Source organism: Cystobacter fuscus (assembly GCF_044360685.1).
GTDB classification, from domain to species: domain Bacteria; phylum Myxococcota; class Myxococcia; order Myxococcales; family Myxococcaceae; genus Cystobacter; species Cystobacter fuscus_C.
Genome location: NZ_CP043491.1, coordinates 6,467,488 through 6,491,010, shown reverse-complemented (window position 1 = coordinate 6,491,010; position 23,523 = coordinate 6,467,488). Strand labels below are relative to the sequence as shown.

The following is a 23,523-nucleotide window of genomic DNA, read 5'->3' as shown; positions in this document are numbered from 1 at the left end:
GAGATCTGATGAACCGCGAACCCATTGCGATCATCGGCCTGGGCTGCCGTTTCCCGGGTGCGAGGGATTCAAGGGCATTCTGGAAGCTCCTGCGTGATGGCGTGGATGCCATTACCCCCGTCCCCCCAGGACGCTGGGACATCGACTCGTTCTACGATCCGGACCCCGGCGCCGAAGGCAAGATGAGCACCCGCTGGGGCGGGTTCGTGGAGCAGGTGGATCAATTCGATCCGCAATTCTTTGGCATCGCCCCGCGCGAGGTCACCACCATGGATCCCCAGCAGCGGCTGCTGCTGGAGGTGACGTGGGAGGCATTGGAGGACGCGGGCCTGGTTCCCGAGCGGCTGGCGGGCTCCCGGACGGGTGTCTTCGTCGGGATGTCCAGCTACGACTACTACACGCTGCTGAGCCAGGACTCGCGCAACATCGACGCCCACATCGGCACGGGCAACACCAACTGCATCGCGGCCAACCGCATCTCCTACCTGTTCGACTTCCAGGGCCCCAGCCTGGTCGTGGACACCGCGTGCTCCTCCTCGCTCGTCGCCGTGCACCTGGCCTGCAAGAGCCTGTGGAGCGGGGATGCCACCCTCGCCGTCGCGGGTGGGGTGCAGCTCGTCCTGTCTCCCTGGGTGACGGTGGGCTACTCGAAGTCGGGGTTCATGGCCGCGGATGGCCGCTGCAAGGCGTTCGACGCCTCGGCCAACGGCTATGTCCGCAGCGAGGGCTCCGGCATCATCGTCCTCAAGCCGCTGTCCAAGGCGCTGGAGGACGGTGACTCCATCTACGCCCTCATCCGCGGCGGCGCCGTCAACCAGGACGGGCGCAGCAACGGGCTCACGGCGCCCAACCCCGCCGCGCAGGAAGCGGTGCTGCGCGCGGCCTACGAGGATGCCGGTGTGCCTCCCTCCCGGGTGCAGTACGTGGAGGCGCATGGCACGGGCACGAAGCTAGGCGATCCCATCGAGGTGAAGTCACTCGCCGCCGTGGTGGGCGCGGATCGCCCCGAGGGCAACGTCTGCGCGCTGGGCTCGGTGAAGACCAACATCGGCCACCTGGAGGCCGCGGCGGGCATCGCGGGCCTCATCAAGGTGGCCCTGTCGCTCAAGCACCGGCAGATCCCTCCGAGCCTCCATTTCAAGGTCCCCAACCCCTACATCCGCTTCGACAAGATTCCCCTGCGCGTCCAGCAGGAGCTGAAGCCCTGGCCCGAGCGGCCGGAGCCCGCACTCGCTGGAGTGAGCTCGTTCGGTTTCGGCGGGACCAATGCCCACCTCGTCCTGGAAGGGGCTCCCCCCCTGGCGCCTCCCGAGGACGAGGGGTGTGAGCGGCCCCGGCACGTGCTCGCCCTCGGAGCGAAGAGCCCGAGCGCGCTGCGCGAGCTGGCCCGCCGCTACCAGGCGTATCTGGAGGAGCAGCCGGAGGTGGCGCTGGGTGACCTCTGCTTCAGCGCCAACACGCGCTGCCCGCCCTTCGCGCACCAGCTCTCCGTGGTCGCCGCGTCTCCCCAGGAGCTGCGCGAGCGGTTGGTGTCCTTCGAGCACGAGCAGGCGACGGCGGGCGTGACATACGCGCAGATCAACCGCCGCAAGCGCCCGAAGGTGGCCTTCCTTTTCACGGGGCAGGGCGCCCAGTACACCGGCATGGGGCGCGAGCTCTACGAGACGCAGCCCACCTTCCGGGATGCACTCGACCGCTGCGCGAAGATCCTGCGCCCGCTCCTCGGCCGGAGCCTGCTGGAGATCCTCTATCCCGAGCCGGGAAAGGCCTCGCCGATCGACGAGACCGCCTTCACGCAGCCGGCCCTGTTCGCGCTGGAGTACGCGCTCGCGCGGCTGTGGATGTCGTGGGGCGTGGAACCCGCGGCGGTGCTGGGACACAGCGTGGGGGAGTTCGTCGCGGCCTGCGTCGCGGGCGTGTTCCGCCTGGAGGATGCACTGCGGTTGATCGCCGAGCGGGGAAAGCTGATGCAGGCGCTCCCCAGCGGTGGCGCGATGGCGGCCATCCTCGCGCCCGAGCCCCGCGTGGCGGCAGCGATCGAGCGGTATGCCGGCGCGCTCGACATCGCCGCGATCAACGGGCCCGAGAGCATCGTCGTCTCCGGACAGAAGGAGGCGCTCGACGCCGTCATCGCCGCGTTCGAGGCCGAGGGCGTGCGCTGCCAGCGGCTTCGCGTGTCCCATGCGTTCCACTCCCCGCTCATGGAGCCGATGCTCGATGGGCTGGAGCGGACGGCGGGCGCGATCCGTCACCAGGCGCCCAAGCTGCCCTTCATCTCCAACGTGACGGGCGAGGCCCTGGCCTCGGGACAGCTCCTCGACGGGGCCTACTGGCGGCGGCACACCCGCGCTCCGGTGCGGTTCCTCGAGGGCATCCGCGCCCTGCACGCCCAGGGCTGTGAGCTGTTCCTGGAGATCGGTCCGAAGCCCATCCTGACGCACCTGGGAGCGCGCTGCCTCCCGGACGTCCAGGCCGGCTGGCTGCCCTCGCTCGCGGAGAATCGGAACGACTGGGCCGTGATGCTCGATGCGCTCTCCGCCCTTCGCGCGGGGGGCGTGGAGCTGGATTGGAAGGGGTTCGACAGGGACTATCCCAGGAAGCGCGTGTCCCTGCCGCATTACCCGTTCGAGAGAAAGCGCTACTGGTTCAAGGAAGGGGCAACCGAGGTGAGTGAGAAAGCCGCCGCAGCCACAGTGTCCAGGCCCCAGCCGGCCGAAGCCGCGAAGCCCAAGCGTCTGGAGGCCATCACCGTCGCCGTGCGCAAGATGGTGGCGGACCTGCTCAAGGCCTCTCCCTCCGAGATCGACCCCCAGGCTTCCTTCCTGGAGATGGGCGCGGACTCCATCTCGCTCATCGACGCCATCCGCCTCATCGACGCCAACTACAAGCTCAAGCTCTCCGTGCGTCAGCTCTTCGAGGAGCTCACCTCGATCGAGGCGCTCGCGGCCCACATCGAGCGCCACCTCCCGCCAGAGGAGTCCGTGCCCGTGGCCGCTCCCGTGGCCGTGCCGCCTCCGGCTCCCGTGAGGAGTCCGGCCCCGGTGCTGGCGGCAGCGGAGTCACCGCGGGACGTGGTCGCGCCAACCGCATGCTCCATCTCCCAGGCCCGGGTCTCCAACGTCGTGAAGGCGCCGCCCACTGGCAATGGCGTCCCGGTCCAGCCGCCCGTGTTCCAGCAGCCCGTGCTCACCGCCCAGCCCCCGCCGCCCGCCCCGGTGGCTCCGGCCCGGCAGGCTCCCCCGGCGCTCCCCGGGAGCTCGCTCGAGCGGCTCTTCGCGCAGCAACTCGAGATCGTCTCCAAGCAGCTCGATCTGCTCAAGGACGCGGGCGGAACGCGGGTTGCCCCGGAGCCCATGGCCCCCGCGGTGGAGCCGGAGCCCCGGAGCATCCCCCCCGCGCTCGTCGCTCCGGCCGTGGCCGCCCCGGCTCCCGCCGTCCAACCGCCCCGCGCGCCCCAGACCCCGTCCGCTCCCTCCTCGCCCGCCTCCGTCCCGGTGGACTCGGCGGAGATGAGCCAGCGGCAGCAGCAGTACCTGCGCTCGTTCATGGAGCGGTTCGCGCGGCGCACGGGCGGCTCCAAGGCCTGGGCCCAGAAGCACCGTCCGGTCCTGGCCGACAACCGCGCCCTGGCCGGTCTGCGCATGCCCATCAAGGAGATCTGCTACCCCATCGTGGGCTCTCGCTACGCGGGCTCGCGCATCTGGGATGTCGACGGCAACGAGTACGTCGACATCGCGATGGGCTTCGGTGTCCACCTCTTCGGCCACGGGGCTCCGTTCATCAAGCGGGCCCTCATGCAGCAGCTCGAGCTCGGTCATGGCGTCGGCCCCCAGCCGGAGCGCGCGGGACAGCTCGCCGAGCTGTTCACCGAATTGACTGGCGCCGAGCGCGTGACGTTCTGCCAGTCCGGCACCGAGTCCGTCATGACCGCGCTGCGGCTGGCCCGCACGGCCACCGGGCGCAACCGGATCGTGCTCTTCAAGGGCTCGTTCCATGGCCATTACGACGGCGTCCTCGCGCAGGCCCAGGGTGGTGACGGTGACGCCATCCCCGTGGCCCTGGGCATCTCGAAGAACTCGGTCCGGGACGTGGTGGTGCTCGACTACGGCGAGCAGAGCGCCATCGACTATCTGCGCCAGCACGCCCATGAGCTGGCCGCCGTGCTGGTGGAGCCGGTGCAGAGCCGCCGTCCGGAGTTGCAGCCGCGTGCCTTCCTCCACGAGGTGCGTGCCATCACCGAGGCGTCGGGCACGGCGCTCATCTTCGATGAGATCATCACCGGATTCCGCGTCCACCAGGGTGGTGCCCAGGCGCACTTCGGCGTCCGCGCGGACCTCGCCACGTACGGGAAGATCCCCGGTGGTGGCATGCCGCTGGCGGCCGTGGCGGGCAAGCGGCGCTTCATGGACGGCATCGACGGCGGCCAGTGGAACTACGGGGACGCGTCCTACCCGGAGGCCGACCGGACCTTCTTCGCCGGTACCTTCAACAAGCCGCCCCTGTCGCTCGCCACGGCGTACGCGGTGCTCGAGCACCTCAAGGAGCAGGGCCCCCGGCTCCAGGAGCAGTTGAACGAGCGCACCGCGCAGCTGGCCGCGCAGCTCAACGCCTTCTTCGAGCAGCAGCGCGTCCCCGCGCAGGTCGTCCACTTCGGCTCGTTGTTCCGCTTCGTGCTGAAGGGCAACCTCGACCTGTTCTTCTACCACCTCGTGGAGCGGGGCGTTTACGTGTGGGAGGGGCGCACGTGCTTCCTCTCCACGGCCCATACCGAGGCGGACATCGCGCACATCCTCGAGGCCGTCCGCGGCAGCGTGGAGGATCTGCGGCAGGGCGGCTTCCTCCCCGAGCTGTCTCCGGGGACCCCTGGACCGGGTGGCGGTGGTGGCGCGACCAGGCCTCCGCCGCGGGCCATCGAGACGCCTCGCCCCAGCGCTCCCGCTCAGGCGTCATCCGCGTCCGCCGCGAGCCCGGGCCCTGGTGCCGGGAAGGGGAGCGTGCAGGCGCGGGAGCAGGTCCCGGAGCCCCGCACGGAGTTCTGGGAGCGGCGGCGCTCCCGGAGCACGTCCAACCGGGTGGCTGGCGCGGATGACTCGGAGGGCAAGGCCCGGCGGGCGGCGCGTGACCTGGAGTTCAGCCTCTACTTCTTCGGCAAGTACGACGCTCCGTTCCGGGACGACAAGTACGATCTCCTCTTCGACAGCGCGCGCTACGCCGACGCGCATGGTTTCTCGGCGGTCTGGCTTCCCGAGCGCCACTTCCACGCCTTCGGCGGGCTCTCCCCGAATCCGGCGGTGGTCTGCTCCGCGCTGGCCCGGGAGACGAAGCACCTGTCGCTGAGGGCCGGCAGCGTCGTCGTGCCCCTGCACCACCCGCTGCGCGTCGTGGAGGAGTGGTCCGTGGTGGACAACCTGTCCAAGGGACGGGTGGGGCTCTCGTTCGCCTCGGGCTGGCATCCGGATGACTTCGTGTTCGCTCCCGAGGCCTTCGGCAAGCACCGCGAGATGATGTTCGAGGGCGTCGAGACCATCCGCAAGCTGTGGCGTGGCGAGTCCATGCGCGCGCGCGGCGGGGGCAAGAACGAGCTCGACGTGCGCTGCTTCCCGGCGCCGATGCAGCGCGAGCTTCCCTTCTGGATCACCGTCGTGAACAACCCGGACACCTACGTCCGGGCGGGACAGCTCGGTGCCAACGTCCTGACCAACCTGATGGGCCAGACGCTCGAGGACCTGGAGCGCAACATCGCCCTCTACCGGCAGGCCCTGCATGACCATGGGCATGATCCGGACGCCGGCAAGGTGACGGTGCTGATGCACACCTTCGTCGGGGAGGATCTCCAGACCGTCCGCGACACCGCGCGCGGCCCCTTCTGTGACTACCTCGCCACGCACTTCGCGCTCTTCCAGAACCTGGCGAAGAGTCAGAACCTGCCCGTCAACCTGGACCAGCTCACGGCGGACGACAAGCAGTACATGTTGTCCATGGCCTACGACCGATATGCGCGCACGAGCGCCTTGATCGGCACGCCAGAGTCCTGCCAGGAGATCCTCGATCACATCCGCTCGATCGGCGTCGACGAGGTGGCGTGCTTCATGGACTTCGGGGTGGAGCCCAAGGCCGTGATGGCGAGCATGCCCACGCTCGTGGCGCTGAAGGAGCGGTTTCGCCGCGACGGGGGAGGGGCCCCAGGCCCGTCCGGCGGCCCGGCTCGCTCGGCCGAGTCCGCGGTCACCACCCTGGAGCTGACCGAGTCGCAGCAGGAGTTCCTGGTCGTCGCCCAGATGACGGCGGACGAGGACTCCATGAGCGGGCATCAGGCGCTCGCCTTGAAGCTCACGGGGCCGCTCAATCCCCAGGCCCTGCGCACCGCCGTCCAGTCCGTCATTGATCGGCACGAGGCGCTGCGGACCACCATCAGCGCCGAGGGGGACCGGCAGATCGTCCACCCCTCGGTGAAGGTGGACCTCGCGTTCGTCGACTTCTCACACGTGCCGGAGGACGCACGCGAGCGGGAGGCGCTCCGGTGGCTCGACGAGCAGAGCGAGACCGGCTTCGATCTGGTCCACGGGCCGCTCTTCCATGCGCAGGTGCTCGAGCTGGGGGAGCGGCTGCACATCCTAAGCCTGGTGACGCACCACATCTTCTGTGACGGTCAGTCCGTGGCCGTCATCATCGCGGAGCTCGCCGAGCTCTACTCGGCGGCGTGCGAGGGCGTCCGCCGCGAGCTGCCCGAGCCCATGCAGTTCCGGCGCTTCATCGAGCTGCAACAGCAGCAGCAGGCGAAGATGCTGGCCGAGCACGAGGCGTACTGGCTCCAGAAGTTCTCCGGGCCGCTGCCCGTGCTGCAACTGCCGTTCGATCGTCCGCGCCCGCCCATCAAGACGTTCGCGGCGGCGCGGTTGACGGACACGATCGGCGGCGAGCTGTGCCAGGCCGTGAGGAAGGTGGGCCAGCGCTACGGCGCCACGCCGTTCATGATGCTCTTCGCCGCGTACACCTGCCTGCTGCACCGGATGTCGGGACAGGGCGACATCATCGTCGGGGTGCCCGCTTCTGGCCGGACCGTCGAGGGCAGCGAGGGGATGGTGGGGCACTGCGCGAACCTGCTGCCCGTGCGCACGAACGTCCAGGGCGGGCTTCGCTTCTCCGAGCACCTGCTGGCCGTCAAGAGCGTGCTCCTGGACGACTACGAGCACCAGGCGTACCGCTTCGCGACGCTGCTGGAGAAGCTGCGGGTGCCGAGGGATCCGAGCGTCTCGCCCATCGTCACGGTGGCCTTCAACCTGGACCGTCCGGTGCCTCCCCCGAAGATGTTCGAGCTGGAGGTCGACTGGTTCCCCCGGCCCATCAGCTTCGGCGTGCCCGAGCTCGGGCTGAGCATCAAGGAGCTGCGCGGCGAGCTGAGCCTCGAGTGGGACTACAACACGGACCTGTTCGACGCGGAGACGATCCACAGGACGATGGGCCACTTCCGCACCCTGGTGGAGGGCCTCACCGCCGATCCCGAGCAGCGCCTGTGCGATCTGCCGATGCTCACGCGCGAGGAGCACCAGCGCTTCGCGGAATGGAATCGCACCGCCGCCCCCAGCTACGGCCGCACGACCCTGCCCCGGCTCTTCGAGGCCCAGGTGCGCCGCACGCCCGAGGCGCCGGCGTTGACCGTCGCGGGAGATACGCTGAGCTACGGTGAGCTGAACGCACGGGCCAACCAGCTCGCCCACGCCTTGCGGTCACTGGGCGTGGGTCGCGAGTCGCTCGTGGGCATCTGTGTCGAGCGCTCGGTGGAGATGGTCGTCGGGCTGTTGGGCATCCTCAAGGCCGGTGCGGCCTACGTGCCGCTGGATCCGTCCTTCCCCGCCGAGCGGCTGGCCCACATGGTCCACCACTCGCGGCTGTCCCTGCTGCTGACCCAGCAGCGCGTGGCGGGACGGCTCCCCGAGAGCGGGGTGCGGCAGATCCGCTTCGAGGCCGAGCAGGCGCTCCTGTCGCGGCAACCCACCGGAGAGCTCCCGGACGGGGCGGGCACGGAGGAGCTGGCGTATGTGATGTACACGTCGGGCTCGACGGGAATCCCCAAGGGGATCCAGATCACCCATGGCGCGCTGACCAATCTGCTCGAGTCGATGAGGGGTCTGCTCGAGCCGACGGCGCGGGACGTGCTGCTGGCGGTGACGACGATCTCGTTCGACATCGCGGCGCTCGAGCTCTACCTGCCGCTGATCGTGGGCGCGCGGCTGGTGGTGACCGACAGCGAGACGGCGGCGGATGGCGAGCGGCTGGCCCAGGAGATGGCGCGTGTCACTCCCAGCCTGATGCAGGCCACGCCCGCGACGTGGCGGATGCTCATCGAAGCGGGCTGGCGGGGTGATCCGCGGCTGTGCATCCTCTGTGGCGGAGAGGCCTTGCGCCAGGAACTGGCCGAGCAGCTCCTCGAGCGGGGAGGGCGCGTCTGGAACCTCTATGGCCCCACGGAGACGACCATCTGGTCCGCCGCCCACCGCGTGGGGAAGGTGCGCGGCGAGCGCCGCGAGGACGCCTCCGAGCCCATCGGCCGGCCGATCGCCAACACCCAGCTCCGGGTGCTCGGCCCGCGGCTGCATCAGGTCCCGGTGGGCGTCACGGGAGAGTTGTACATCGGAGGCCTCGGCCTGGCCCGGGGCTATCTGGCGCAGCCCTCCCTCTCCGCGGAGAAGTTCGTTCCGGATCCCTTCAGTGACGAGCCCGGCGCGCGCCTCTACAAGACCGGGGACCTGGCCCGGTATCTCGCCGATGGCTCCATCGAGTTCCTGGGCCGCACGGACTACCAGGTGAAGATCCGTGGGTTCCGCGTCGAGCTGGGGGCCATCGAGGCCGCGCTCGGCCAGCACCCGGCCGTCGCCGACGTGGCGGTCATCGCGCGCGAGGTGGGACCCGGCGACACGCGCCTCTTCGGCTACGTGGTCTTCCGCCAGGGCCAGTCCCTGCCCGTGGAGGAGCTGCACGCGTTCCTGAAGCACAAGCTGCCGGCCTATATGATCCCCGCCTCGATCACCGCGGGGACGGAGCTGCCGCTGACGCCCAACGGCAAGGTGGATCGCAAGGCCCTGGCGGCGCTGGACGTGGGCCGGGCGGTCTCGCGGGTCTACGTCGCTCCGCGCAACGCGCTGGAGACGGAGCTGGTCCAGATCTGGGAAGAGGTGCTGGGCGTGAAGCCCGTCGGCGTGACGGACAACTTCTTCCAGCTCGGGGGCAACTCGCTGCTCGGCGTCCGGCTCATGACGCGCATCCGCCGGCAGCTCGGCCAGGAGGTTCCCCTGGCGCTCTTCATCGAGGAGCCGACGATCGTCCACCTGACCCAGGTCATCTACCAGAAGAGCCTGGGGGTTCCGTCCCTGGCGGAGGCTCAGGCCGCGGCGGGGCAGGGGAAGACGTCGATCGTGAAGGTGCGGCCGGAGGGCAAGCACCACCCGTTGTTCTTCGCCGCCCAGCTCGGCGGCATCTACTCGTCCAACGTGGTGGTGGGGCTGCTGGACATGGCGCGCGAGCTGGATCCCGACCAGCCCTTCTACGGCCTGCAGGCCCCCGCCCTCGCGCCCGAGCTGGCCGAGGCGCTCTCCCGGGGCAGCCCGCTCTCCCTGGACGACTGGCGGTATGACCGCGCGCACTTCGACCGCGTGGTGCTCGACTGCGTCGAGGCGCTCCGCAAGGTCCAGCCCGAGGGGCCGTACTACCTGGGTGGGTTCTGCTCCGGCAGTCTGCTCGTCTTCGAGATCGCCCGGCGGCTGACGGAGCTGCGCCAGGAGGTGGCTCGCATCGTGCTCTTGGATCCACCCATCGGGGGCGATGCCGTGCCTCCCGGGCCTTCCCGGTACGATGCCGCGCTCGCGGATCTCGTCTGGTTCATCGGCCGGGAGATTGGCTGGGAGGCGGGATGGGATCTCACCGCCCTCTACGCCGAGCTGGAGCCGCTCGGCACCGACGAGCGCTGGGCGCTGGCCCTTCGCAAGCTGAAGGAGGCCGAGGCCGTCCCCGCCTCGACGGAGGCCCAGGATCTGCGGCGGCTCTTCGATGCCAAGCGGCTCAACGAGGAGATCATGAGCCGGATCCTCGACAGCTACGAGCCCCCGGTCTCTCCCCATCCGGTCACCCTCCTGATCTCGGATCACACGCGCGAGGACTACACCGACGACGCGCTCAAGGCCGCCCTGGAGCGGGTGCGCCGGCACATCACCGGCTCCCTGGACGTGCACTTCGTGCCCGGAGACCACGGCAGCCTGTTCCAGTCCCCGAATGTCTCGGTGCTGGCCAACCACGTGAATCGGTGTCTGGCGGAGAGCAGGCCCCGCGGCGCTTAGGCCCAACGTGCCCCGGAGCCGGGGGTGTGCTACCGGTGCGCCCCATGAGTGCGAATCTCTCCCTTCGGGCGGGTCCCGAGGCGCTGCGGCTGATCCGCGAGCGGGGCCTGCGCGCCGAGGACGTCGACGTGGTGCCGGGCGCCTCCGGGGGCCCCAAGAGCCTGGTGCTGTCCGGGCTGGACCGGGTGGTGTTCGGCGAGTTCTTCCGTGCGCGCTCCCGCCCGCTCCATCTCATCGGCTCGTCGATTGGAAGCTGGCGGCTGGCGTGTCTGGGCCTGGCGGATCCGGTTGCCGCCCTGGAGCGCTTCGCCGAGGCGTACATCGCGCAGAGCTACCCGCCCCGGCCTTCACCCGAGCGGGTGAGCCAGACCAGTCAGGAGTTCCTGGACACCATCCTCGGTCCGGAGGGCGACGCGAGCATCCTCGGACACCCCTGGGTGCGCCTGCATGTGCTGACCAATCGCTGCCGGGGCCTGTCCGCGCTCGAGCCGCGCCACCTCCAGACGCTGGGGCTCGCCCTGGGGGCCCTGGGCAACGTGGTGAGCCGCCGGACCCTGGGGCTCCACCTGGAGCGGGTCGTCTTCCATTCCGCGGGGGACACCACGCCCTTCACGCGGCTGGATGCGCACCGCTCGGTGCACGTGCCGCTGACGCGCGCCAACCTGCGTCCGGCGATCCTGGCCTCGGGCTCCATCCCCCTCGTGATGAGCGGGGTTCGCATCCCCGAGGCCCCCGCCGGCGTCTACCGGGACGGCGGCCTCCTCGACTACCACCTGGATCTCGACTTCGGCGCGGGGCAGGGGTGGGTGCTCTATCCGCACTTCTACCCGTACGTGGTGCCCGGCTGGTTCGACAAGTCCTTGCGGTGGCGCCGCGCGGGTCCCACCAACTTCCGGCGCGTCCTGCTGCTATCTCCCTCGCCGGAGTTCGTCGCGCGGCTGCCTCATGGACGGATTCCGGATCGCTCGGACTTCGAGCGGTTATCCGACGCGGAGCGGATGCGTGCCTGGCGTCAGGTGGTGGCCGAGAGCGAGCGGTTGGGCGAGGAGTTCCACGAGGGACTCGCCACGGGCCGGCTGGTGGATCGCATCCAGCCGCTGTGAGCTAGCTCCCGCCCGGAGGGTGGCTCCACCTTGGATGTCTTCCAGTCACGAACCTTCAGAAGAAATCTCGCTCGTCTCTGCCTCCTGGTGATTGAACGCTCCAGGAACTCCGAGAAAGTCAAAGGGACCGAGCACATCGCGCTGCAGCAGTTGGTCGAGGAGAGGCTCGTGTTGGATTTTCTTCTCCAGGAGAAATCCACTGAAACTACCGCGCATTGCCCGAGGAATAATCACCAACTCCTTCATGATCTTGGGCTCCAATTGGCGTAAGGCGTCACGGGCATCGGACTTGAGTGACGGCTTTGAACCATTGAAGTTGACCCAAGCATAGAGCTGACTTTTCAGAGCGACTTCCTTGCGCTGGGCCGGTGGCCAGATCTCATTTGAAAATTGGGCAAGCGCGAGAGCCAGTGGTTCCTCCAGATGCACCGCCAATTTGTTGGCCAGGTCCACGAAGGAGCCTGGGTGAGTGAGCCCTTTCCACCTATTTGAGAACAAGGCATCGCCACGAACAATGAGGTGGGCATGAAGGTGCGCAGCCCTGAGATCTGTAATTGTACGTACAGCTGTTAGGAGCAGGCTCCGCAAATGCTCCCACTGTTCTCGGATTGTATCTTCTCCGGAGTGCTTGCCGACGATGAAGTCCTCGTTCGCCGAGGCTCCATATAGTGCACTCCAGTTCAGGTCCCTCAGACGAGGGAGAAGCCTGAGGCGAAGCTCTTTCAATTCAACTGAGCGCGTTTTGTAAGGGTAGTACGTAACTACTTCATCGAGCGTCCGTAGACGGCGAGACCGGCGCTCGACCTCATTCGACTTGACAAGGCTGTCAGCTGCTCGAAGGAACGAAGTATAGACCGGCTTTCGAATCTCCTTCTCAACAGCCGCCTCCTTGCTCTTGACCGTCGTATTGAATTCCCACATCAGCGCATTGACCAGCACGGGCTGGCGAGTGGCCTTGAGCGCATCTGTGATGAAGGACTGGAGCTGTCCCGGACCTCTCGACATAGTAAGTGTAGATTCCTCTTAGCCAAGATCAAGCTACATTTTCGGGCAAACGTTGAACTCTCTTAGGCAAGAGCGTTCAACGCACCTCGTGGAGCTTACGAGGTAAAGGCCTTGATGAGGGTCGCCACGAGGGTGATGATGGCCGTCAGCAGGGCTACCAACTCCTTGGAATTATTACGGAATTCTTCTTTTTCATCCTTCTTGTCCATGATACCTCCTTTCTCGATACGCAAGGCGGCAGCGAGCCTCAAGCTACCCCATCTATGTGTGACCGGCAAGCAGCAGTGACCACGAAGGGGTGGAGCAATGCGTAAACGCCCCCATCAGCCGGAGACGACGGAATGAAACGGAATGAAAGAGGAACTTCAGCTGATGAGTTCAGCTGCCTGCTCGCTTGTTGCGCTGACGGAAATGGAACACTTCCAAGTGGAAAGTGGCAAAGCGAACGCCATCTCGGTCGATGTGGTTACAGGGCGTCGGACAGCCAGGGCCAACCGGTCCTACTATGTTATGGAGGTTACTCTCTCCCACTTCCGGGGCATGAGCCCACCAGGGATAACCCTGGTGGAGCGCGATTAGTTCACCGCATCTCATGTGCCAAAGAGCTCTCGCCCGAAAGGAGGCTTCGCCTCCGGTGATTTTTGGGGGCGAATCGCCACATACGTGACGTGATACTCTGGGGACTTCCTCCACGGGCCGCTCTTCGTCCCTCACAACGGCCGGGGCTGGATGCTCCGCGCGCGCTCCAACTCGCCCGCCTCCCTCCAGTGGTGGGAGAGGATCTGGGCGGGAGCCTGGGAGCGCTCGAGGACGGCGGCGAGCCGCGCATGCAGCTCCCGGGCGGCGATGGGAGACACGCTGGCCCGGATCGCCTCTTCCACCAGATCATGACTGAAGCGCTCGCCCACCAGGACCTGGGCGGCCTCGAGCTCGGCGAGCGCCGCGAGACGCTCGGTGGCGGACAGCTCGAGCACCTCGGACACGAGGGAGGTGCGGAAGAAGGGGCCCGCCAGGGCGGCGAGCTGGGCGCACTGGAGGGCTCGGGGCGAGAGCCGCTCCAGGCGGCGCTGGAGCAGTGGACCCACCCGTCCCGGCGGGGGAAGGCGGTGCGGCCAGTCCTTGTGCAGGCCCTCCGTCTCGATGAGGTGCTTGAGCGTCTCGAGGATGTAGAGGGGATTGCCGCCGGTGTAGCGGGCGAGGGCATCGGCGTGCGCCTCGGCACCGGGCAGCTCCAGGCCCGTCAGGAGCTGGCGGACCTGTTCCTCGGAGAGCGGACCGAGCTCGATGAGGCGCGCGCGCCCCGTGTCCACCAACTGCCGCACGCTGTTCTCCGAGTAGGGCGGGAGCTCGCCGCGGCGGTAGCAGTCGATGAAGCGGGGCGCGTGGGCCGCGTCCATGCTCGAGTCCAGGAGGCGCTCGAACGCGTAGGTGAACACCTTGGAGCTGGCGCTGTCCCAGTACTGCACGTCATCCGTGACGACGACGCGGTAGCCCGTCATCAGCAGCCGCATGGCCTCCACGTTCGCGTCGTAGAAGCGCAGCTCGTCGGCCTCCGAGGCCATCGGCGGCGGCCGCTCTCCCCCCAGCTCGGGAAGGATGCGGGACAGCTCCGTGCGGACCCAGTCCGGGAGGATCACCTCGGGCCGGTGGGCCATGTGGAGCCGGAAGGCACGGGCCTGCGAGGCGAAGGGAATGGCCTGATCCCCGAAGCGCCCCTCGAGCTTCACCCACCGGCCCTTGCTGGCGGCGAACTCCTCGACGAGACGGGACTTGCCCACCCCGGGCTCACCGTTGATGAACACCAACTGGCTGGCGGCGAAACCCTCCTCGAGTTCGCGCCATGCGGCTTCCCGGCCGGCGAGCACGGGAGGGCGCCGCACGGACAGGGGCAGGGGGGCACCTGGCGCGGCCGGGGGCGGGGTCCTCACCCCGGTGCCCTTCTCGATCTGCCGCACCAGGGCGAGCGTCTCGGGCATGGGGTCCACATCCAGCTCGCGGGAGAGGGTCGCGCGCAGCCGCTCGAAGGCGGCCAGGGCGGCGTCGCGGTCTCCCTGGAGGTAGTGCAACTGGATGAGGTGGCGGCCGGCCTGCTCGGACTCGGGCTCCTGTTGCAGCCAGGCGTGCACCAGCGCGGACGCGGTGTTCCAGTCCCCCCGGGCCATGGCCTGGGTGACGCCCTGCTGGCGCGCGGCGCGCACCCAGCCCTCCACGGCGGTGCGCGCGCCGTCCAGCCAGCGTGACAGCTCGTCGCAGTCCTCCAACTCCAGGCCGGAGAGCAGCGAGCCGCTCCCCGCGGAGCGCGCGATCTCGAGCACCTGGGCGTGGGCGTGTGCCCCGGCCGCCGCCTTGAGCTGGGCGACGTCCAGCCGCAGCCCCGGCACGAGGGCCAGACGCTCGGAGGTGGCCTCCACCAACTCCACGCCGTCGCACAGCAGGCGCAGGCGGCGCAGCAACTGGCGCATGTTGGCGCGAATGGTGGTGGGCGGCGAGTCGGGCCACAGCAGGCTCGCGACGACGAGCTTCGACGAGGGGCCCTCCAGTCCCAGGTAGGCCAGCATCACCGCGGCCCGCCGCTCCAGCCTCACCTGTCTGCCTTCGGGGCTCTCCAAGTGCGCCAGTCCCAGCACCCGAGCCGCCCATCCGTCCTGGTCCCCTTCGACGCTCGTCATGTGGATCCCCTCCAGGACCACAAGACAATCCAGACGTCCATCTCTTCCTGAAGGGCGAAGTTCACTGGTTTTGAAAGACATCAGCCCGGGAGGAATTGAAGAGCCGCCTGGAATCTGCGCGCGGGGAGGATGCGGGCCGGTGTTGGCCGGGTGTCACGCGGGGCCACGTCTCGCTGGCCTTCCCGGGGGGGAGCCGCTACGACGAGCCCCCCTCATTCCCCAAGGAGTCGCGCATGGCCAAGATCACCCTGAAGGGCAACCCGGTCCAGACCCAGGGCAACCTGCCCGCCGTGGGAGCCCCGGCGCCGGACGCCACGCTCACCGGCATGGATCTGTCCGACAAGAAGCTGTCCTCCATTCCGGGCAAGCGCGTGCTCAACATCTTCCCGAGCATCGACACCGGGGTGTGCGCGACGTCGGTGCGCACGTTCAACAAGCGCGCGACGGAGAAGCCCGGCGTCACGGTGATCAACGTCTCGATGGATCTGCCGTTCGCGCTCAAGCGCTTCTGCGGAGCCGAGGGCATCGAGAAGGCGCTGAGCTTCTCGGGCTTCCGTGGGGACTTCGGCGAGAAGTACGGCGTGACCATCCAGGACGGAGGGCTGGCGGGCCTGTACTCCCGCGCGGTGGTGGTGATCGACGAGGGGGGCAAGGTCGTCCACGCCGAGCAGGTGCCGGAGATCGGCCAGGAGCCCAACTACGACGCGGCGCTCGCGAAGCTGTAGTCCGGGCCGGGGCGGGTAGACTCCGCCCATGCGCTTCCAGCTGCCCTGGAGCGGGGCCTTCCGCCTCCAGACCTTCTTCCACCGCACCCCCGAGGCCCTGCCCACGAGCGCCATCGAGGCCATCCGCTCGGCCATCCTGGACTCGTCCCTGCTCGGGGAGAGCAACCTGACGTCGCAGTTCTCGGGCACCTATGGTTTCTCGGTCACCTTCCGGCGCGAGGCCCGTGCCGAGGTGACGGAGCGGTTTCCCGCCTTCGCTCCCTTCCTCGAGGCCGCGCTCCTGCCGGGCTGCAACGCGTTCCTGCTCAACCCGCTCCTGGTGCACAACGGGCGTGGGGTGGCGGCGCACCTGGATCGCAGCATGGGCTCCTATGGCGCCGGCCTGGGCAACCCGATCGCGGTGAGCGTGCTCTACGTGCAGGTGCCGGAGCGGCTCGCGGGGGGAGAGTTGCGGCTGTACCACCGGGGCGGGCGCGTGGCGGCGCTGGTTCCCCTCGCGCGCTCGCTGGTGACGTTCCGGGGAGACCTGGTGCACGAGGTGGCTTCGGTCGAGGCCGGGGCCCCCGAGCTGTCGGCGGCGCGCATCAGCCTGGTGGTCGAGCAGTACCGCGTGCCGGAGCCGCTGCTCGCGCGGGTGCCGCGGTTCGAGCTGCGGACCCGGAAGGGAGTGGAGGCATGAGCGAGCTGGCGATGGAGTGGTGGGTGCCCCAGCGGCCCGAGGAGGTCTTCGCGGCCTTCGAGGATCCCTTCCGGCAGCGGCGCTGGTACGGGGCTCCGCCCGGAGGTCTGCGCCTCGGCGAGGAGGGGGAGTCGGAGGTGGGCGAGCCGCTGCGGGTGAACCTGCTCGATGAGCGGGAGAGGCCCCTGGCGCAGATCTGCCGCGTGCTCGAGGTGGAGCCTGGCCGGGGGCTGGTGATGGAGCTGACGTGGGAGGGGCGGGAGGACTACGGCCGCGAGACGACCCGAGTCTCCTTCACCCTCCATCCGGCGGAGGGCGGCACGCGCATCGAGGTGCGCCAGGGTCCGTTCTCGAGCCGCGAGGCCGAGCAGGCGCACCGGGCGTATTGGGAAGCCAACATGGGGCGTCTGGCCCGGGTCGTCTCCGGGGAGGCCGTGCCGTGCTTCGAGGAGTTCTGGGAGGAGTCGAGTGGCTTCGTGGAGCCACTCGGTCAGGCGGCCCATGCGGTGCTCGCCGGCCTGCGGGAGGCGGGGGCGGCGCCCGAGGTGGTGGCCCAGGTGGAGGAGACGCTCTATACGCACCTCGGCCGCCTGCCCGAGGAGACCGCGAGGGTGCTGGGGGCGGTGCTGCGCGCGCGGCTGCACGGGGGGCTTCCGGGTGGAGGCGGATAGGGCTGCCGCGTTGACCGGTCTCGGTGCTGCGCTAGGGTGCCTCCATGCCGAAGCCCTCATCGATGCCCTGGATCGACATCCCCATGTTCTCCGAACCGGGGCAGGCCCATGCCTTCGCGAACCGGCAGGCACAGCTCGTCACGCTCCACAATGCCCTCGTCCAGGCCGGTAACGCGCTTCGCGGCGGGAACATGAACGTGAGGCTCCGGCACGTGGTTTCCGGCTACAAGGGCGTGGGGAAATCCTCCCTCATCCTCCAGGCGCTCGGGCTCATTCGGGATGACCCCGAGGCGAGGCACTCCTACGAGAAGATGACCGGCATCACGGGTGCCTTGCTGGAACCCTTCGACAGGCAGCGTTGGATCATTCTCAGGGTCTCGGGCAAGCACGTCTCCAACGTTGATGCAGTCGGAGACGCGCTCCAGAGGGCAGTGGCGGAGGAGGATGAGAAGTCCGAGCAACGAAGGGAACCCCTCCTCCCCTTGCTCGCGGACATCCGGCAACAGGTGGAGACGACCACGGATCGAGCGCTCTCCCTTTCGATCTTCCATAGACTGTTGCCCCTTCGTGAGAACGAACTCTACAAAAAGGTACGGATCAGTCTGCGGGCCGTGGCGATTGCGCTGGAGTATGTGCAGAAGTGGCAGGGTTCCAAGCAATCCGAGAAGCTCGATCAAACCACCAGCAGTCAAAACTCAGCGGAAATCGAAGGACAGCTCATCTCTCAGCTCAAGATGATCGCGGGCGGAGCCATCACTCCCGACCTGGAGAGTTCCCTCAAGATCGCGGCCAGCATCATTCGCAAGAGTGGGGCTTCCTCGATTCAGTCCACCCAGGTCGAGCGGCAGTGGCGGATCAGCGCGCAGGTCGTTGTGGAGGCCCTCAACATCTTCTTCGAAGCAACCAATCGCGCTCAATTGCCAACCCTGCTCGTCCTGGATGATCTCGACGAAGTGACCTCCGCCATCGGCCCTTCCATCGATGAGCGAGCGCGTGCCCTGAGTTGGATACTTGGGCCTTTCACCGAGTTGAAGCCCACATGCCTCGTCATCAGCCTGCGTCAGGAGTACATGCACGAGGACATCTCGAGGCAGTTTCGGCCGATACACATTCCGCCCATGACGCGAGACTCGGCCGCCATCGCTGTCGAGCGGTGGGGGGAAGTCCAGGGTCCACCCTTGACGCCGGAGCAGGTTCAATGGCTCCAAGAGCAGGGCGACCAATTCCTCAAGTCCTTCGACCGGAATGAGCCCGTGGTCGTTCCCTTCCATTTCCTCCAGCTGGTCTCATGGTTCGCCAATGGCGCCGCCGTGGAAGGAGAGAGCGCGGAGCAGGCGCTCTTGCGCTACCTTGGGGAGAAGAACTTTCGGAGCAGTGTTCGCATCTTCGAGCGCCTTGCCTCCGTCATGCCGGACGATGACATCATGAGATGCGCGGCCTCGAGCCCGGTGGAGTCGGCGGCGTATTCCTTGTCTGAAAGTGATCGAAAGGAGTTGGAGCAGGCGGGCCTCGTCCGGCCGGCAATGGCGGGAGACCCCCACGACACGCGGATTGTCATCGACCCGCTGTGCGCCTACCTGCGCCTGGCCAAGAAGACTCCCTCATGACGGCTCTCCCGACGCTGCGGCTTTCGTACCTCCGGACCTGGCCGGGCTTGGCGTCAGTCTCGCGGGGACTCGGGCAACTCGTTCTGGGGAAGGTGCTCTGGCTCCCCACGGCACTGGGCCGCGAGGAACTGGAGGAGTTGGTCGATACCCTGGTTCTCCTCCTCGGTCTTCCCGTCGCCATCACCGCGGATCCTTCGCGCTGGCAGGCATCCGAGGGAAAGGGAGCCATCGTGCTCATTCCCTCCGCGGTCGTGGAGCCTCCCGCGCCCATTCGTGAGTCCGTGGTGCTCTGTACTCGCGAGCGGGTGCCGGGAAACTGGTCCCTGAATCTACCACGCGAAGTGCTGCTCATCCGGGATGCGGTCATCGAGTGTATTGGACGCCAGCTCAGTGCGTCAGGGCTCGCACGGGTCGCCTCCTGGGTCGCGAGCGTCGCGGATACACCCGCCACCGCCATCCGCTTCGTGGATGGGGTGCAGGCACACCTGCTGAAGAATCCCAAGGCGGATGATGGTTCGCTCTACTGCGCGGGACTCGCGGCCGTGCTCGACTGGATGCTCATGGGGGTTGATGCCAGGGTGGTTCAATGGCTTCTGACGCTCGCATTTGGTGGAACTGCACCCGAGCGCCGCATCAGCACCGACGCTGCACTTCTAGGCAGGCTGGAGGCACTCCGCCACGCGTTTGATCAGGGTCTCTTGTACCAGGTGCCCCAGCATGATGGGGATCCCCTGGATCTGCGGCGTCCCTTGGACGCAATCGGGCGCCTGGAGTCCGCGCCAGGACGGCCGACCCAGGCACAACTCGCGGAGCATCTGGGACCACGCTTGCCCTCCACGGTTCGCCAGATGCTGGAGCGCCTCGTCCAGCCGACGGCTCGCGGGCTCGGTCTTCCAGGACCGGCTGCGGTGCGGTTGATTGGCCGGGATGAGATCGTCAAGCGGTTGACCGGATTGCTAGAGCCTTCGGAGCGGATCCAGACCTGTGTGCTTTACGGGGTGGCGGGTTGTGGAAAGACGGCTGTGGCCGCCAGCGTCGCGCAGGTGATGGAGCACAGATTGGAGCCAGTGTGGATCAACTTCACGGGGGGACCGCTGGCGGGCTGGCTGCGGGTGGCAGTTGCTTTGGGGCTGGATACCCAGAAGCCATTGGCTGAGCGAAAAGACAAGTCAGGCGTACCCCGATGGGTTCGAGACACCCAGGCTCGGCTGGCCGAAGGGACGTACCTTCTCGTCGTGGATGACGTGGACGAGATAGAGGAAGAGTTGCTCCAAGAGTGGCTCCCCTCGGGACAAGGGCGTTGCGCGGTGCTGGTGCTCAGCCGTTCTTCTCAAAAAGCTCTCCAGCGGGCGCATGACGCAATTTCAATTCATGTTCCTCTGTTTTCACTGGAAGACGCTCGGCATTTCGTGGAATTGCGTACGCCAAATCTGGCCACGGAGATCGCTCAGGGACGTGCTGATGCACTGATTGACCGTGTCGGGCGACATCCCGGAGCACTGATGCTCCTTTGCAATGCACTTGGTCAACGTGGCATTCAAAACACGCTTGAGGCATTGTCATCTTCGGCTCAAGAGGTGGACGTCATTCCGCGAGTTCTCCAGGACGTGGTCGAAAGTCTCGGACATGATGAGCAGGCTGTTTTGCGTGCTGTCTGGATCTGTTCGCCAGGAGGTTCAAGGGTCGAACTGGTAAAGAAACTCAGCGAAGTAGATGGTGCTGCCTCAATTGTCGAGTGGCTGGTTGATCGAGGATTGATTGTCCAGAGAGGACGGACCGTCCGGCTAGAGGTGTTGGTGCGGCTCTTTCTTGATCGCCTCCAGGCAAGGGAAGCCGCAGCGAATCTCTTCATCAAGCACGCGTCGCTTGTATCGGCAATGATGGAAAAGGCTTTCCAGTATCGTGATTATTTTACGCAAGGAGATGTTTATCTAGATCTCCTTTTTGCTTCAGATCGCATGATGGACCTCGTCAGGCAAGGTCGAGGCGAAGCTGTTGAGCCCTGTGTTCAGACAGGGAGTATGTTGCGCAGGTTTCCGCTTGGTGGACGTGAAAGTAATTTGCGGCGGGCCATTGCATCCTTTCGATCAGCCCTTGAGGTGTGGACTCGCGAGTCCTTCCCAGAAAATTGGGCCATGGTGCACAACAACCTGGGGATTGCCCTCGGTGAGTTGCCGACAGGCAACCGGGAAGATAACCTGTGGCAGGCCATTGCATCCTTTCGATCAGCCCTTGAGGTGTGGACTCGCGAGTCCTTCCCAGAAAATTGGGCCAGGGCGCATAACAACTTGGGAAATGCCCTTGTCCAGTTGCCGACGGGCAACCGGGAGGAAAACCTGCGGCAGGCCATTGCTGCATACCAGTCAGCCCTTGAGGTGTTGACTCGCGAGTCCTCTCCGGAAGATTGGGCCATGGCGCACAACAACCTGGGGATTGCCCTCCTCCAGTTGCCGGCGGGCAACCGGGAGGAAAACCTGCGGCAAGCCATTGCTGCATACCAGTCAGCCCTTGAGGTGTGGTCTCGCGAGTCCTCTCCGGAAGATTGGGCCATGGCGCACAACAACCTGGGGATTGCCCTCCGCCAGTTGCCGGCGGGCAACCGGGAGGAAAACCTGCGGCAGGCCATTGCATCCTTTCGGTCAGCCCTTGAGGTGTGGACTCGCGAGTCCTTCCCGGAAAATTGGGCCACGGCACACAACAACCTGGGGATTACCCTCCGCCACTTGCCGACGGGCAACCGGGAGGAAAACCTGCGGCAGACCATTGCATCCTTTCGGTCAGCCCTTGAGGTGTGGACTCGCGAGTCCTTCCCAGAAAATTGGGCCAGGGTGCATAACAACCTGGGAAATGCCCTCAGTGAGTTGCCGACAGGCAATAGGGAGGAAAACCTGCGGCAGGCCATTGCTGCATACCAGTCCGCCCTTGAGGTGTGGACTCGTGAGTCTTTTCCGGGAGATTGGGCCAAGGCGCACAACAACCAGGGAAACGCTTTCGCCCAGTTGCCAACAGGAAACCGGGAGGAAAACTTGCGGCAGGCCATTGCTGCATATCAGTCCGCACTTGAGGTGTGGACTTATGAGTCTTTTCCGGAAGACTGGGCCATGGCGCACAACAATCTGGAGAGCGCCCTCCACCAGTTGTCAGCGATCTCATCTGGCGAAGCCGGGACGTCGTGAAAAAACAGGGCAGTATGCTCGCCTTTAACGAGAACGACGTGCCACATCCGCAGGAGAACCTGGCATTCAGGTTGTGTTAGCCCGGGTGGCCTACTTCTGGATTATCCCGAAAGCGGGAGGGGACTGCCTCCCGCTACTCTGGCAGCTCACCCCCTCAGTTCGCCACGATTTCAGGAGGTAGCTCGACTCCCTCGACGATCGGTGCGCTCTGCCGCTTCACTTCATCCTCGTAGGCGACCAGGACGAGCGCTCGCAGCTTCTCGATGTCGCTCGTGGCATTGAAGTACACGCGGCTCTTGCCCAGGCTGTCAGGCGTCGCCTCGACCTCAAAACCCTTCGCCAACAACAGGGCCTGCTCCATGGGGACTCGGGTCACCAGGGACTTCTTCTTGCCGTTGGAGAAGACGCGCAAGAACCAGGACGTCACCTTGCCCAGGTTGATTCCGAAGTAGCTCGCGGAATCCTTGTAGGCAACGGTCTGCTTGATGGCTGATTCCGCGCAGATCCGCTGGACGTTCCGGAAGATTTCCAGCTCGAACTCGGTGGTGTCGATCTGTGCGCCGGCGGAAGGCTCAGCCCCAGCCCCAGCCGCGGCCGCCTGGAGCGACTCAGCGATAGAAGGCGGAGCGGGTGGGGGGGCCACGGGCGCCGGCTGGACGTTGGGCTGAGCAATCTCCTGCTGGATCGACTTCGTCATCATGTCGAGCAAGGTTGTCTGGATGGACTTCTTGACGATGGGGACGAAGCGCTCCACGACGTTCTTCGTCACGCGCCCCGAAACGAGTTCGACTTCAGCAAGCAGGAAACGGACGAAGCTCTCCGACGGATTCCGCAACAACTCGTTGATGAGGGTCGTCACCTTGCCGACGAAGATGATCTCCTCCGCGTGTCCCTGGATGGACTCGGAGTTGAAGAACTCCTTCGTGAAGGGGCGCAGCAACTCGACGTCCCTGTCGGTGAACGAGAGGATGTTGAACTCCATGAAGGGAGAAGCGTCCATCACGTTCGGCGCTTGCAGGTCCGTGAAGAACCGATAGCGAATACCGTTCGTCACGATGGCGATGCGCACCGTGGGAGTGGCATTGAAGTAGCGCGCGAGCTGTCCGTCGTGATCCTCGGGCGCCACGTCCGCGGCCTTGCACTCGATGAAGAGAGCGGGGCGGCCTCGGAGATGGAGCGCGTAGTCGACTTTCTCGAGCACTCCACCGCGCTTCTTGGCGAAGTCCGCCACGTACTCTGGCTGAGTCTCCGTGGGGTCGTAGATGTCGTAGCCGAGTGCTTGAAGGAACGGCAGGATGAGCGCCTGTTTCGTGGCCTCTTCTCCTTTGATGAACGCCTGCCGCTTCTTCACCTGCTCCGAAAGTTGCCGCAAATCTTCATTGAAACCCATTTGTTCTCCCCCCTCACGTACGGGCCGAGGTTCTGCGTGCGAACGCTCGAAAGCGTACCGCATCGCCCGTCAAGACCCAAAGCGGGCAGAATTCCTTCGAGGTGCTGGTTCGAGCACCAAAGGAACTGTGGGCCTACTTGCCCGCCTCCAGGGCACCTAGGAGCCTG

Annotated in this window: 10 protein-coding genes; 7 read left to right on the top strand and 3 right to left on the bottom strand. The window is 66.6% G+C overall.

The features are described from left to right. Positions 1–8 precede the first annotated feature (8 nt). A complete protein-coding gene (locus F0U63_RS26530; protein WP_395833690.1) occupies positions 9–10,331 on the top strand; it encodes a MupA/Atu3671 family FMN-dependent luciferase-like monooxygenase in 10,323 nt (3,440 codons plus the stop codon). Positions 10,332–10,375: 44 nt separating this feature from the next. Beyond that, positions 10,376–11,434 carry a patatin-like phospholipase family protein gene (locus F0U63_RS26525; protein WP_395833688.1) on the top strand — a complete coding sequence of 353 codons (1,059 nt, stop codon included), beginning with the start codon at positions 10,376–10,378 and terminating at the stop codon, positions 11,432–11,434. Positions 11,435–11,479: 45 nt separating this feature from the next. Here F0U63_RS26525 and F0U63_RS26520 read toward each other — a convergent pair whose 3' ends face one another. Beyond that, positions 11,480–12,439, bottom strand: coding sequence for a hypothetical protein (locus F0U63_RS26520; RefSeq protein ID WP_395833686.1), 960 nt, complete (start codon positions 12,437–12,439; stop codon positions 11,480–11,482). A 710-nt stretch (positions 12,440–13,149) separates the two neighbouring features. After that, a complete protein-coding gene (locus tag F0U63_RS26515) occupies positions 13,150–15,108 on the bottom strand; it encodes an ATP-binding protein (RefSeq protein WP_395833684.1) in 1,959 nt (652 codons plus the stop codon). A gap of 233 nt (positions 15,109–15,341) precedes the next feature. On the opposite strand from F0U63_RS26515, the gene tpx reads away from it, so the two are divergent. Genes tpx through F0U63_RS26490 form a run of 5 tightly spaced genes read left to right on the top strand, consistent with a single transcriptional unit; the run spans position 15,342 to position 21,966 of the window. After that, positions 15,342–15,833, top strand: coding sequence for a thiol peroxidase (gene tpx / locus F0U63_RS26510; RefSeq protein WP_395833682.1), 492 nt, complete (start codon positions 15,342–15,344; stop codon positions 15,831–15,833). Positions 15,834–15,861: 28 nt separating this feature from the next. Beyond that, positions 15,862–16,512 (top strand): 2OG-Fe(II) oxygenase, encoded by a 651-nt coding sequence (locus F0U63_RS26505; RefSeq protein ID WP_395833680.1) that lies wholly within the window; start codon positions 15,862–15,864, stop codon positions 16,510–16,512. Further along, on the top strand, positions 16,509–17,183 hold the full coding sequence (locus F0U63_RS26500; protein ID WP_395833678.1) for an SRPBCC domain-containing protein: 675 nt from the start codon (positions 16,509–16,511) through the stop codon (positions 17,181–17,183). The genes F0U63_RS26505 and F0U63_RS26500 overlap by 4 nt, the downstream gene beginning before the upstream one ends. A 44-nt stretch (positions 17,184–17,227) precedes the next feature. After that, positions 17,228–18,790 carry a hypothetical protein gene (locus F0U63_RS26495; protein WP_395833676.1) on the top strand — a complete coding sequence of 521 codons (1,563 nt, stop codon included), beginning with the start codon at positions 17,228–17,230 and terminating at the stop codon, positions 18,788–18,790. Continuing rightward, entirely contained in the window at positions 18,787–21,966 is a 3,180-nt protein-coding gene (locus tag F0U63_RS26490) for an NB-ARC domain-containing protein (RefSeq protein WP_395833674.1), read from the top strand. The genes F0U63_RS26495 and F0U63_RS26490 overlap by 4 nt, the downstream gene beginning before the upstream one ends. Before the next feature lie 154 nt (positions 21,967–22,120). Here F0U63_RS26490 and F0U63_RS26485 read toward each other — a convergent pair whose 3' ends face one another. Then, on the bottom strand, positions 22,121–23,356 hold the full coding sequence (locus tag F0U63_RS26485; protein ID WP_395833672.1) for a type I restriction endonuclease: 1,236 nt from the start codon (positions 23,354–23,356) through the stop codon (positions 22,121–22,123). Positions 23,357–23,523 lie beyond the last annotated feature (167 nt).

Coding starts and splice junctions, on each gene's coding strand:
- F0U63_RS26530 (WP_395833690.1), top strand. CDS start 9: ATGAACCGCGAACCCATTGCGATCATCGGCCTGGGCTGCCGTTTCCCG.
- F0U63_RS26525 (WP_395833688.1), top strand. CDS start 10,376: ATGAGTGCGAATCTCTCCCTTCGGGCGGGTCCCGAGGCGCTGCGGCTG.
- F0U63_RS26520 (WP_395833686.1), bottom strand. CDS start 12,439: ATGTCGAGAGGTCCGGGACAGCTCCAGTCCTTCATCACAGATGCGCTC.
- F0U63_RS26515 (WP_395833684.1), bottom strand. CDS start 15,108: ATGACGAGCGTCGAAGGGGACCAGGACGGATGGGCGGCTCGGGTGCTG.
- tpx (WP_395833682.1), top strand. CDS start 15,342: ATGGCCAAGATCACCCTGAAGGGCAACCCGGTCCAGACCCAGGGCAAC.
- F0U63_RS26505 (WP_395833680.1), top strand. CDS start 15,862: ATGCGCTTCCAGCTGCCCTGGAGCGGGGCCTTCCGCCTCCAGACCTTC.
- F0U63_RS26500 (WP_395833678.1), top strand. CDS start 16,509: ATGAGCGAGCTGGCGATGGAGTGGTGGGTGCCCCAGCGGCCCGAGGAG.
- F0U63_RS26495 (WP_395833676.1), top strand. CDS start 17,228: ATGCCGAAGCCCTCATCGATGCCCTGGATCGACATCCCCATGTTCTCC.
- F0U63_RS26490 (WP_395833674.1), top strand. CDS start 18,787: ATGACGGCTCTCCCGACGCTGCGGCTTTCGTACCTCCGGACCTGGCCG.
- F0U63_RS26485 (WP_395833672.1), bottom strand. CDS start 23,356: ATGGGTTTCAATGAAGATTTGCGGCAACTTTCGGAGCAGGTGAAGAAG.